Annotated in this window: 6 protein-coding genes; 2 read left to right on the top strand and 4 right to left on the bottom strand. The window is 40.5% G+C overall.

Annotated features, from left to right (window positions below):
• Genes sov through ABDZ97_RS04185 form a run of 3 tightly spaced genes read right to left on the bottom strand, consistent with a single transcriptional unit; the run spans position 1 to position 10354 of the window.
• Positions 1–7500, bottom strand: coding sequence for a T9SS outer membrane translocon Sov/SprA (gene sov / locus ABDZ97_RS04195; RefSeq protein ID WP_343785309.1), 7500 nt, complete (start codon positions 7498–7500; stop codon positions 1–3).
• A gap of 6 nt (positions 7501–7506) precedes the next feature.
• The gene (gene ruvA / locus ABDZ97_RS04190; RefSeq protein ID WP_343785308.1) at positions 7507–8085 is read right to left on the bottom strand and encodes a Holliday junction branch migration protein RuvA; all 579 of its coding nucleotides are present in this window, start codon (positions 8083–8085) and stop codon (positions 7507–7509) included.
• 4 nt (positions 8086–8089) lie between these two features.
• Complete coding sequence (locus ABDZ97_RS04185) at positions 8090–10354, bottom strand: NADP-dependent malic enzyme (RefSeq protein ID WP_343785307.1); 2265 nt, start codon at positions 10352–10354, stop codon at positions 8090–8092.
• Between the two features lie 140 nt (positions 10355–10494).
• On the opposite strand from ABDZ97_RS04185, the gene ABDZ97_RS04180 reads away from it, so the two are divergent.
• Positions 10495–11187, top strand: a complete 693-nt coding sequence (locus ABDZ97_RS04180; protein WP_343785306.1) for an SIR2 family NAD-dependent protein deacylase — start codon at positions 10495–10497, stop codon at positions 11185–11187.
• Positions 11188–11248: 61 nt separating this feature from the next.
• On the opposite strand, the gene ABDZ97_RS04175 is transcribed toward ABDZ97_RS04180, so the two are convergent.
• Complete coding sequence (locus ABDZ97_RS04175) at positions 11249–11965, bottom strand: T9SS type A sorting domain-containing protein (RefSeq protein WP_343785305.1); 717 nt, start codon at positions 11963–11965, stop codon at positions 11249–11251.
• 180 nt (positions 11966–12145) lie between these two features.
• Between ABDZ97_RS04175 and ABDZ97_RS04170 the strand changes: the two genes are divergently transcribed.
• A complete protein-coding gene (locus tag ABDZ97_RS04170; RefSeq protein ID WP_343785304.1) occupies positions 12146–13762 on the top strand; it encodes a T9SS-dependent choice-of-anchor J family protein in 1617 nt (538 codons plus the stop codon).
• Positions 13763–13859: the final 97 nt, after the last annotated feature.

Below are 13859 nucleotides of genomic sequence, written 5' to 3'. Positions count from 1 at the left end.
TTACAATCCTCCTAGGTTAATTCTCAGGCGAATCCCGCAGTTCATGTTTCCTGTTGGGTAAGACGTCGCAATTTTAGGATTCGTGATCATCTGATCATAGTATATCTGCGCCGTTAAATTACGTCCGATGTTATAATCCAATGATGAACGAATAGAGATCACATTCTGACCTGCTGTTGCCTGATTTGTGTTTTCTACTATTTTTCTGATTACAGTTACATTATCACGGATTGTCAGGTCAAAACGGAAGTTCAGGTCTGATACAATCGGTCGATTGTTCAACTTGAACCAGGGTAACTTAACATTTCCGAATTTGTACCCGGTTCCGATTACCCATTCCGTTCCAAAAATTTCTGTTACCTGATTATTCGCCAGAGATAGTCCAACAGAACGATCTCTCTTGTATTCAAACTTCGTAATCAATCCGTTTTTCTTAATCACCCATGTTGCGTCAAATCCAATCAGAGGAGAAAAACGTTCCGAGATACTTACGTTCTGTACCTGCATCGAAGAAATAAAGTTATTATTCAAATCCCGTTCGATAGCATTTCCGTTTCCATCTTCACCATAGTTCAGATTCGTCTGCATTCCTCCCATTGTAACCGTAGAACTATAGCTGTGCTTAATCACAAAGTTACGAACGACTTTACGCATAAATTTGAACTTGGAAACTCCGTCATACGTAATCGACCAGTTTGGAAGAGGAATATTTTTCAACGGATTTTTTGACTTACTGTTCACCCCGGTTCCTGTATAAGCTGCCAGGAAGGCCCCAATAACAACATCCTGCTGATTCCCGCTATATCCTGAATAGAACCCGGTTCCATCAGGAGAGGAATTAGGATTGTCCGATCCTAGAAGCTCAGATACATCCTGACGGTATTCCCGCATCTGATCAAATGTTCTTGACTGGTATCGACCGGACATTGCAGTAAATGCGGAACCAATAGATATCGTTGAATACGTGAGATTAGAAGTTGTGAAACGACTTTGTGTTTCATGTATATTCAACGAGTCATTCCACCTGAAGAATTCAGACTGATTCTCAGAGAACGTTCTGTTTATCGTCAGATCAATACGTAAATCTCTGATCGGCTCCAGCGTAGCTCTACCTGTAATGGTTTGGTTATGCGTTGTTGCATGCTGTGTATTCAACCTACTATTTCTAACTAACCAATCACTATCAGCTGCTTCCTGAGCAAAATCTCTTCCATTATCTCTTCCCCAGACTGTTCGTTCCTGCTGACCGAACACAAATCCTGCAGAAGGAGCCTTAAACGAACTATTAAACCCGAGTAAACTGGTTTGTTGATTGTACCCCGGCAACAACGTTCCGTCATTTACGGAGTAGGTACCAGAAACATTTCTCAAGGTCATTAATAATCTTCCGGCAAAACCAAGCACAGGATGAACCGGCTTATCTTTATTCTCTGCCTTTTGTCGAGCCAGTTCTTCTTTCTCTTTCAGTTTTTCTTCAAGTGTCTTAACCTTCTCTTCTCTTGAACTGATTGTCTCCTGTTTATCATCAATTGTCTCCTGACCTAATGAATCGACTAAATTCTGAGACGGGTCTCTAAACGTTTCAAGATCCTGGATTTTTCCTTGCTCTTTCTGGATCTTGCTCTTCAATCTGTCAATTTTCCATCCGAGGAATCCTCCTGTATCACCGGAAGAACTTCTACCTCCCTGTCTTACTCCACCTCTGTTTACGGCGGCGCTTCGTCGTTGTTGAACCGCTCCTGAACGACCACCTCCATTGTTAATCTTTTTGAAGAATTCAACCTTATTGTAAAGATTCACAAAGTTCAGTTGGGCAGTCATATTCAGGTTTCTGTTATTCTGGATAATATTTCCAAAGTCCGATTGCCCCAGTGGTGCTCTTTGCCAGTCATACCCTGCCGAGTAACGAATATTGGATGTCACCCAGTCCAAAGCAGGAATCTTATTAAATGGAATATTATAGGAAATATTATAGGAATGATTGTAATTCATTGTTGTACCTCCTGTACCCAACTGACGACGAATGGAGTCCTTAAACAACTGATAGTTCGCAGGATCTGCTTTTTTATCAATCTGACCATCCGGCTCTGTGAAGATCGAATTATTATTTGCAGCGAAGTCAAACTTCAGGTTCTTGGTAATATCGTACTTCAACATGTAGTTTCGTGCCCAGGTGAAGTTCTTCACATACACCGGGTCAAACTCAAACGAAGATAAGTTATTTCGAACCAAACGTTCATTGTATGTACGTAACAGGGCATTGTTTATGGTTACACTCTTAGGTCCAAGATAAATTCCGGCTTCTTTTATAAGTGCCAACCATTTGGATTTCTGTAATCCCTTTACATTCTTGAAAGGTTCCCATAAGAAAGGATTTGCATTGAAATTATAATTAATTCCTCCCCGCCATACTTTTGTTCTGTCATACTCAATATTGAAATCCCTGTGCAAATCCTCATTATATCCGTATGTAAGTGAAATATTCTCAATATCCCAGAAACGGGCTTTCTTTCCTTGCTTTCTTTCCTTACGAACGTTGGTGAAATTATACGCTTTTCTTTCTGTAAAATCCTGCCCCCTTTTGGCTCGTTCTCTTCTTTCATTCAGATCGTACTCCGACAACTTGATATCCGGATTGTATGGATCAAATTCAGGGTTAATCACACCAACTGAATAAGAGAAAAAGAAGGGAACATTGATTCGGGCTTTTTTACCAAAGAACTGTCCCAACTGCATATTGGTATTAAAATCAAATCCCATTCGGGTGTCCCGTTGTCTGTCTTGAACACGACTGTCAATACTACCCCAGTTAAGCCCCGAGTAATTCCCCGACATCGATACATTGGCAAAATCAGCAAGTTGAAGTTGAAGACTGGCCACGGCTGCTCCACCACCTTCACTTATGAAGTCCGTTAATCTCAACTCATTTACCCATACCTCGGCACACTTTGGTAATCCATCATCCGGTTTCCATGGGTTATCTCCATTACTTTTCGGATTTCTTACACCAATCATTATCGTTCTCAGGTCCTGCAGGTTAGGGCTACCCTTTACTCCTATTCGTTTTGTAGGATCACTTGGTACAGGCTCGTAATACATAACGTTCATACTTACAGTAGGGTTAGCAGCCTCCATAAGTTCATTACGCCCCTTCTTCAGGTTAGTCAAATCTTCAAATACAATCTCCACATTATTTGCCTCCGGCCAGATCGCTTCTGCACTTGTTGATCCCCACTGCGTCAATTTCAGAGGTAATTCGTATTCGTAATAGTTGTCCGTCAAATCCGTTCCCAAACGAATAAATACCGTTACATCATCATCTGAAAGAGGAGATGAAGGATCAACCTCTTCTCCATGGACAAACATCTTCAGTTTTTTATAGTTGTTCAGGTTAAAGGTCACATTTCTGAAACCGGCACGAGCATCTCCATCCTGCAAATTACAAACCTGTAAGCTCATGGATTGTTCATTCAACTGTCGGGTCTGCACCTGTCCCGGATCAATCTCACGCTGAATTCCCGGAGGAATTTCGTATTTAATAGGTTCTCTCTGGTCATGTTCTTCCACATTCACAACATTAATGTTGAATGTTGTCAGATTCGGATCCACCTGAACCACATCTCCCGGATCTACCAGACTTTGGTTATAACGTCTCCATTCTCCTCGTACCAGTTCTAATCGTGCAAAACGCAAAACAACTTCTTCGTCCCATTCCTTCAGGAACATTCGCATAAAACGAATAGATCTGAAGTCTGAAATTCCATTTACCGCTTTGTCCGGAAGAGAAACCGGAACGCGGAACTGATACCATTTTTCAACTTTACCGGCTGGTGTAGTTACTTCCGAAACACTTGTAATATGGTTTTTACCAACTACCATATCGTTCGGACGTAAGCTAACTTTATACTGGAAGTAACTTTCGGATTCTGAAAGGTTGTTATCCTGATTTATATCCTCAATATCCGGTGAGTTTGTCGCCAATGTCATATAGCCATCAGCATTTTGTTCAGCAGACATCTCAGACGTTGGTGAGTTTCCTTCATGACCATTATATCGCTTGTAACGCTCAAGTATATTCAAGCGTTCTTCATCGTATTGGTCATCTCTATAATAGTTAAAGTCATCTGAAGAGGGATCCGCCAGCATTCTAGCTTTAGTTTCTGCACTCAACACTCCGTTACTTTCTACCCAGTTTACATACCCCAGATAGAATTCTCTCTCATCTGTATTTCCCCATCCGTCAAGACCAACGTCCTGATTTTCTCTTGCCGACAGATCATTGTCAAAAGCGTTAACTACTGTCTGGTCAGTTGACACTCGTCCCCAAACCGTCAGGTCAGTATTTCCCTGCGGATCATCTGGTCCAGCAGGTAATCCATTTTCAAAACTTTTACGTGAATCCGGCAAGATATCTTCGGACACATTCCCCAGGTTGAAGTATAAGTCCCCTCCTGAATGAGCACCTTGATTTACCGCTTCCTGATCATCGTTAAACGGATCAAGCATCCAGAACTGGATAAATTCAATGTTTGCCTGTTCAAAGTTTGTGGTAGAAAGTGAACGCATTATCCCTCCCCATCTTGCCTGTGGATCAGAGAACAATCCGTCAAGTGTAAGGTTTGCTGTTGTATCGTAGTTGTACATCCCCCTTTCCTTCGGGTAATACGCAAGGTCAAGTGTCGGGATGTTATTAAAGGTAAACTGCTGTAATTGTAAATTTGGGAACAGTTCGGTCTGCATTACAATTCGCATCCGCGCATCATCCAACATCGAAGGATCTTCCTGAATATGTGCAGGAGTTAACGAGTTATTCTGATAGAAAAGCGGATCAATAGTATACCAGGCCAACAAAGATCGTTTATATCCTGCGGAAAGGTCATTTTTGAGATTTCCTTCCGGGAACAGATCCGGCTGCCCCTGAGGCACAGAAGCCAGTTTCCACATACTTTGTGTACGAATGTCTATCGTACTCTGACTTCCTTCAAAATCATCCACATAAGAAACTCCTCCTTTACCTATCCCTCTTGGTGTTCCGGGAATAAGATATGCCCCTTCACCTCTAAAGGTAATAGAAGATGGTGCGCTTGTAGAAATTATTGGTAAAAGATCTACTAATCTCGTCAGGAAAGGAGCATTTGTACGGTAGTCAATATTTAACCCTATCATGTGATTACTATAGGGTTCATCACCTATATTTACTTTTTGGGTTAACGGTTTTTCTTTGGAGTGTACCCAGGTGGCACCAATATTAAAATCTTTATTAACCCGATAGTTAAAGTGGGTCCCCATGAAGTTCTTTTGCTGGAATCCAAAAATAGAATTACTCTCTATGGATACTTTTATAGGTGTATTCGATTCCAAAATGGAAGAATTCAAAATTTTCACTCTTCCCAGGTTATAATCAACTGTATAATCCGTTCCTTCCTGTAAGCGAATTCCACCAGCAGTAACCGATACAGCACCTTCAGGAATATTCAACGCATTCAAAGGGATATCTGAACTCACCGAAGATTTGTATTCTCCTTTGAAGCTAAACCGGTTTTTACTCGGTAGCATTTGAGCCGCAATCAATGTCGAATCATAGAGTTCCGTATAGGCGATTCTGGAAGCCTGATTAGGTGCAATCCCTCCATCCACCAGTTTATCGTATAATGTTTTACCAAAAGGTTCTACTGTCGAAAAGTAAATTCGTCCATTCTTCGGGTTAATCGTACCTCCGTTTTCGAAACGGTTTCCATTCTGCGCTAGTGCAGCAAAATCGAACACCCCGTCCGGAAAAGGCTGATTATTCTGATTCAGTTTATCCATTTCCAGTAACTGAACCAATAGTGTTTCATCTACCCCCGAATAGGGCATGAAATTCACTGGTAAGGATGTTTCCGGATTATTATACCATAAGTCCATTCTGAAATCGGCTTGCGTCAACTGATAAGCACCAATCGAATAGACGTTTTTCATCATGAGATCCCAGATTTTCATTCTCGGACTCAAAATCGTCGATTTCAACATTTTCAGGTATAACGCGTTTTGCCCTTCAATACCGTCTGTAGAAAATTCTCCTACCTGATAAGTTCGACCTTGCACGGTATATTCGTAGGCAACAGCCAAAACCTCATCATTATTCAATGGCATATTTAGTGAGATATACCCCAATAAAGCATTGTACGTATATTCCTGCTCACTTAATCTTCTTGCATTTTCTACTTTCTCGTAATCAAAAGATTGCTGAAAAGGTCCGGGTGAGGCTGCCTGAGAAGAAAGTGCTGTTACTGCATTCGAAAAGCTTCTTAGCAGGGCATTACCTGTTGCCCAATCGTATAAGTTGTTTGCTGCATTGTCCGGAAGCTCCGAAGAGGAAGTACTTGTTGCATTCCCCTCAAAATTCTCTTGTTTTGCTTCTCCCAAATCGGAAAAGGCAATAATATTTCTCGTATTATCCGTATTGTTCTGGCGGTTGGTAACCCACACCTCCATACGTGTAATGTTTACAGGTGTATTGACAATCGGAAGTTGTGCCATCGCCTCGTCATAGTGATCATAGAAATAATGATTTATGAAAAAGTGACGGTTTGCTTCGTAGTTATCCGCTTTTACATCAAATTTCTGAACCTGTGCTCCACCCGAAATATTTATTTCCTGTTTCTGTCCACGTGATTGAGAAGCGATAGCATCTACGGTTAATTTTCCAAATCGCAATTGTGTCTTTACACCAAACAGCGCCTGCGCACCCTGGATTAAAGATGTATTTAAAGGCATACTCACATTACCCGCTTCAATTTTCTGGATAATCTGGTCTTCATCTCCTGTGTACTCCAGCTTTGTAACATTTTCAAAATCAAATGCTGCCTCTGTATTGTACATTGTGGTCAGCTTTAACTTTGTCCCGACCTGTCCAACAAGATTCAACTGGATTCTCTGGTTAAAATCAAATCGTGTAATTTTTCGCTGGTTTTCCGGAAGAACCGGATTGTCATATCGCGAAGAATTTACTCCGAAGGATAACTCCACAGAACCCTGCGGGCGGATATTGATCTCATTGCTACCAAAAATATTTCGAAACGCCTCCCCTTTAATTTTTAAAGGTGGTATAAGAAATTGATTTTCTTCATTTTCCTGGGCTATTCTGTCTTTCCAGTACTCTTCCATTTCCTTTTCCTGCTGATACTGAAGGTATTCTTCAAGCGTCATCATGGAAGAAGGACGAAGATTGATATTATTTCCTACTTTTTCTTTAAATACATACTTTCCCGAAACAGGGTCGTATTCTATAGTAGTAGTAACATTACTGGGCAATCCCAGATCAAAACTTTGTGAATTATTCTGTGTAGGATCCTGATGTTCCTCAATTGGGAACGGCAGATTAACTTCCGGTGAATCCAGATAAATTTTCGGGATGAACTCCTTCGTCCAAGAAGATCCCGAAATGACCAACATCACCAACAATACAAACGCGTATCGCAGGTTAAAGTAGTTTTCTATGAGGTTCCTAACAATGTACAATTTCTACTACAATATTTTTAATGCTTCCCGAATAAGCACTTCGACAGTATCTTCCTCTGAGGCAGCTACTTTGTCCAGTGCTTTTTCCGCTATTTTCTTATCAAATCCCAAAGCAATTAATGCAGTTAACGCCTCAAATCGTTTTGTATTGTTCTGTGTGAAAATATTATTCGAAGTAAATTCCATTTTCACAACCTTATCCCGTAGGTCAATAATAACACGCTCAGCTGTCTTTGCTCCAATACCTTTGATGCTCTTGATTGTCTTCACATCTTCGGTTTGGATGGCATGAGCAATTTCTTCCGGAGAAAGAGCCGAAAGCATCAGGATAGCTGTATTCGGACCAATTCCCGATACACTGATCAGATGGTTAAACATTTCCCGCTCTTCTATCGAGTGAAAGCCGAACAAAATCTGAGCATCCTCTCTGAATATCTGATGCGTGTAAATAAAAATATTTTCATCAGAAGACAGGGTTGCATACGTATTCAACGAAATCTTAACAGCATATCCCACACCGGCACATTCTATTACCAAATGTGTCGGGTTTTTCTCGATTAATCTTCCTCTGAGATGCGTAATCATAGTGTTATTTACTTTGTGCGTCTACGACTGCAATTTTCACCATATTGACAATTTCCCGAACAGATGATCCCAATTGAAGTACGTGAATTGATTTTTTCAAACCAAGTAGTACCGGACCAATCGCTTCAGCTTCTGTCATCTCCTGCATCATTTTATAGGCAATATTTCCTGCAGAAAGGTTAGGAAAAATCAATGTATTCACTGATTTATTGGCTAAAGTAGAGAAGCTGAATTTTTCTTGCATCAATTCGTTATTCAACGCAAAATTTGCCTGTACTTCACCATCTACACACAACGAAGGGTTGCGTTCGTGCAGAATCTCTACCGCATCTCTCATTTTGTTCGGGTCTTTCCCCGGAGCTGATCCGAAGTTCGAATAACCTAACAAAGCAATTTTCGGTATTACCTTAAATCTTCGTACTGTTTTTGCTACTAACTCTGTAATTGTCGCAATATCTTCCGCTGTCGGATCCACATTAACTGTTGTATCTGCAAGGAACATCGGACCTCTTTTGGTCATAAGGATATACATTCCGGCAACACGTCCTGCATCCTTTTCTACTCCCACAATCTGGAGGGCCGGGCGAATTACATCTTTATAGTTTCTTGTAATCCCGGAAATCATTGCATCTGCCTCACCTTTTTCAACCATCATAGCACCGAAATGATTTCGGTCTCTCATAAGTTGAATCGCTTCGTATTCGGTAACCCCTTTTCGTTTTCTTTTCTCGAAAAATGCCTGACCGAATTCATTTCTTTTCTCTTCCTGATCTTCTGACTTCGGATCAACAATTACCACATCCGGCATTTCAATATTGTTCTCCTCCATCGTTGAAAGGATACGCTCTCTTTTACCTAGTAAAATAGGTGTCGCGATTCCCTCTTCGTAAGCTGTAAGTGCTGCCTTCAGAATTTTGTAGTTATCCGCCTCTGCAAATACAACACGCTTTGGATTTCGGGTCGCTTTTTCGGTAATATTCCGGACAAATTTATTATCCAACCCAAGTCTGTTCTTCAGTTCTGCCTCATAGGCATCCCAATCTTTTATCGGAGAACGTGCCACTCCCGATTCCATTGCCGCTTTTGCTACAGCCGGTGCAACATAATATATAAGACGAGGATCGAGTGGTTTCGGAATAAACTGTTCTCGTCCAAAGTAAATATTCTTATCTCCGTAAGCCTCATTTACTTCTTCCGGAACTGTTTCTTTTGCCAACGCAGCAATCGCATGAACCGCTGCCAGCTTCATTTCTTCATTAATACAAGTAGCCCGAACATCTAACGCTCCGCGGAAGATAAACGGGAAACCCAGTACGTTGTTTACCTGATTAGGATGATCAGAACGTCCTGTCGCCATAATCAAATCTTTTCGCGCTGACATTGCATCCCTGTAAGCAATTTCCGGGTCAGGGTTAGCAAGGGCGAATACGATAGGATCTTTCGCCATGGATTTGATCATATCTTTAGAAACAATATTCCCTTTCGAAAGACCTAAGAATACATCTGCTCCTTTTAATGCCTGATCAAGTGTAAGGTCTTTTGCATGCAAAGCAAATAGTGACTTATGCTCATCCAACCCTTCACGATTCTTGGTTATTAACCCCTTACTGTCAAACATGAATATATTCTCGCGTTTTGCTCCCAACGCAACGTATAGCTTTGCACAGGAAATTGCCGAAGCACCTGCACCGCTCACTACAATCTTAACTCTTCCTATCTTTTTCTTTGCCAGCTCCAGAGCATTTAACAGAGCTGCTGAGGAAATAATTGCCGTTCCATGCTGATCGTCGTGCATCAACGGAATATCCAATTCTTCTTTTAGTCTTCTTTCTATTTCAAAAGCTTCCGGAGCTTTAATATCCTCCAGGTTAATTCCACCAAAAGTCGGTGCAATTGCTTTTACTGTCTGAATAAATTGTTCGGGATCTGAAGCGTCAACTTCAATATCAAACACATCAATGTCTGCAAAGATCTTAAACAGAAGCCCTTTTCCTTCCATAACCGGCTTGGAAGCTTCCGGACCAATATCACCAAGTCCTAAAACTGCTGTACCGTTGGAAATTACTGCTACTAAATTTCCTTTTGCCGTATATTTATATACATCTTCTTTATTGTCTGCTATTCTAAGACATGGCTCAGCCACTCCGGGCGAATATGCCAACGACAAATCACGCTGCGAGGAGTATGGTTTGGATGGAATAACTTCAATTTTTCCCGGTCTTCCGGTTGAGTGATAATCTAACGCCTCTTGCTTTCTAATTTTCGCCATAATAAAACTCCTTTTACGGATAATTCAAGAGGGTAAAATTATAAAAATTGCCTAACAATGGAGAGCTTAGTTCTTTTTTCGTGAAATAAAATTAAATATCTTTCGCTTTGTTTGAATAAAACCAAAAGAACTCCTGTAGTATGAAAAAGAAACTTGTTGTACTCTCCGGCTCCGGAATCAGTGCCGAAAGCGGGCTGGGAACATTTCGTGACAATGGTGGTTTATGGGAAAATTATAAAATAGAGGAAGTTGCAACACCTGAAGCCTGGTTGAAATCACCCGAATCAGTACTGGACTTTTATAATATCCGACGACGAATTAATAATACAGCAACCTTTAACATCGCCCATAAGGTAATTGCCGAACTCGAAAAGGATTTCTCCGTATCCGTTATCACTCAAAACATTGACAATCTTCATGAGCGCGCAGGAAGCACACATGTCATCCACCTCCATGGTGAAATTACTAAATCAAAAAGCAGTGGTCCTAAGCAGGAATCAGCCTATTATGACATTGTAGGTGATGAACTTAATCCTGGTGATCTATGCCCCGAAGGTTATCAACTCCGACCACACGTCGTCTGGTTTGGAGAAGAAGTACCTTTATTATCCCATGCCGCAGAAATTGTTTCTTCTGCAGATGTGTTTCTTATTATAGGCACTTCATTGCAGGTTTATCCTGCCGCGGGACTGATCCACTTTTGTCAACCTGATTGCATCTGTTACGCAATTGACCCCAAAGCAATCCCTATTGATTCCAATTACATACATATTAAGGAAACTGCTACAAAAGGTATTGAGACATTCAGACACAACCTTTTGAAACACATATAAAAGAAATAAAAAGACCGACCCTAACAAGGTCGGTCTCAGCTTTACAATATTAACCCTAATATTACTGCTTTCTAATAATCAATTTTCGTGCGGGGAGAGCATTTCCTCTTTTATCCTTAACAACATAGAAGTATACTCCATCCGGCAAACCTGATAAGTTTACTTTTTGAGAAGCAGCACTCACAGGTGCTTTGTAAGCAACCTTACCTAACATATCCAACACTTCAAAAGAAGCTCCTTCAGAAGCATTCTTAACTGTCACCATACCCGATGACGGATTTGGATATACTTCAATATTCTCTAAAGCTTCTTCTCCTGCCGAAAGCGTTGATGTAAACTCTACTGTAACCCAATCAATACGATCTTCATTCTCATCTAAAACATAGTATCTGAATCGGGCATAGCCTCCTCCACCATTAAAAAACATTTTTGGCTGGAATAAAGTTGAATCCGTATCATTTAACTCATAGAAAAACGGACGAATCCAGGGATCTCCATTACAGTCGAAACAAATTTCATTATCGCATAACTGATCCGTAAAAGCAGGAGACGACAAATCCAGTTTTACCCGTTCCCACTTATATTGTTTTGTTGCTCCACTAACATTCTGGATATACAAATTTGTATATACCAATTGCTCCGTACCTGATATGGTAACCGTCTGACCATTGTAAGCAACGTTCGGATCGCTTTCAAGGTGAATAAAAACTCCTGAACTCTGAGCTGAAGCAGCAAAAGAGAAAAGAAGCGTAAAAGCGTAAAGTAATGTATTCTTCATATCAACAAACTATCTGATTTATATTATACAAATATAACAAAAATTGAACCTCTTTTTAACAATCCTTTCCTTCCTCTGTCATTCATCATACTTACATAGGATTTCAAGAGTGGTTTGTTATTTTTATGTTAATCTGATTAAAATAATGTTACATTTGGAACAGAACTAAAAAGAATACTTATGAAAAAATTTCTATGTTTACTGTCTGGTTGCGCATTGGGTATCAGTGCTCAGGCTCAGACTTATTTCTCTGATGATTTCTCAAGCGGAAACCTTAACAACTGGACTCTTGTTGACAGTGATGGAGATGGGAATGATTGGTACGTTCTTAATTTCAATGACGGAATTCAAAACGATCACGCGACCTCTGCCTCATACGCGGGTTCAGCTTTAAATCCGGACAACTGGATGGTTTCTCAGGCAATTGATTTAACTTCTGCAACGGGAACTGTGTTTTTAACCTGGAAAGTATATGGTCAGGATCAGGATTGGCCTGCAGAAAACTACTCTGTATATGTAAATACGTCTTCTGATGTGAATACAATGATTACAGATGGGAATGCGTTTACAGAAGTATTAACTACTTCTAACGGATACATGTTCCGTTCAATAGACATCTCTTCCCACGTAGGAGAAACTGTATACATAGCTTTCAGACATCATAACGTCTCTGACGAGTTCCGTATAAATCTGGACGACATTGAAGTAATGAGCGTTGCTGCTAACGATCTTAAAGTTAGTAACGTTCTTATCGATAACAGTATTGAAGGAGACCGTACCTTCCAAATTATTGTAACCAATAACGGAACCAACCCTGTTTCTGCATTTGATCTTGACTGGTCATTCAATGGTGGAAGTGCGACTACGGTTAGCCCTACAGGACTTAATCTGGAATTTGGAGATTCATATACAATTGAAGTTCCTGTTAATGGAACAGTTGCGGCAAATAACATTCCTTTCGTAGCAACAATAACAACGTCTGATGATGATGACTCAAATAACTCACTTACTCAAAACTTTAACATTGTTCTGCCTATCAGACAGTATATTGCGACTGATTCTCACGGAGAAGATTTCAACCTCTATAACAGTCTTTCAAGCGGACAAGCTATCATCCTTGACTTTATGGCTTCATGGTGCGGACCTTGTGAAAGTTCCACTCCTGAAATTTCAGCAATGGTTCAAAACAATGGATCAGGAGAAGGTCGGGTACAGGCTTTAGCTATTTCAGTTGAACAAACAGACAATAACAGCGTTCTTAACAATCTGGATTGGAACGGTGGTTTCTATAGCTACCCTAAGTTTGCTTATACAGCTGAAAACAACGCACAGTACTATCACTATGGAGTTAACCATGATTTCAACTCAGGTGGTTCAATTCCATTTTTCGTGATGATTTGTCCTAACGTTACTGATCCGGGAAGAAGTGAAATTGTAAAAGTAGATGTTGGATATGGAAACGGAATGTTCGTTGCCTACCAATCTGCACTTGATGCATGTCCTTCTGCAACGCTTTCTATTGATATTAATGAAGAGGAATTGGAAACAACTCTTTCCGTATATCCTAATCCGGCAAAAGAGTCAGCGACTGTATCATTCAATGCAGATGCAGAAAACACTTCTGTAGAAGTTATTAACTCTCTTGGGCAAACTGTTTATTCAGTTGAGCTAGGTTCTGTTATGGGACAAAATGAAGTTAACATTCCAACTTCAGAATTAGCTGAAGGTCTTTACTTTGTTAATGTTAAAAACTCAAATGGAAGTACAGCTACCGCTCGTCTTTCAGTTGTGAAATAATTCTACTTTTCATAGAGGGAAGCCATCTTCGGGTGGCTTTCCTGTTTTATAGAATTTAGGATTTCAATAATTTAAGCCATCTTCACAGTAGAAGAGC

The organism is Wandonia haliotis, assembly GCF_039523435.1.
Lineage (GTDB): Bacteria > Bacteroidota > Bacteroidia > Flavobacteriales_D > Crocinitomicaceae > Wandonia > Wandonia haliotis.
This window is presented reverse-complemented; position numbering and strand designations above follow the sequence as displayed.

Bases quoted from the DNA above. Each gene is read 5' to 3' on its own strand.
- ABDZ97_RS04185 (WP_343785307.1), bottom strand. From the start codon at position 10,354: ATGGCGAAAATTAGAAAGCAAGAGGCGTTAGATTATCACTCAACCGGA.
- ABDZ97_RS04175 (WP_343785305.1), bottom strand. From the start codon at position 11,965: ATGAAGAATACATTACTTTACGCTTTTACGCTTCTTTTCTCTTTTGCT.
- ABDZ97_RS04170 (WP_343785304.1), top strand. From the start codon at position 12,146: ATGAAAAAATTTCTATGTTTACTGTCTGGTTGCGCATTGGGTATCAGT.
- ruvA (WP_343785308.1), bottom strand. From the start codon at position 8,085: ATGATTACGCATCTCAGAGGAAGATTAATCGAGAAAAACCCGACACAT.
- ABDZ97_RS04180 (WP_343785306.1), top strand. From the start codon at position 10,495: ATGAAAAAGAAACTTGTTGTACTCTCCGGCTCCGGAATCAGTGCCGAA.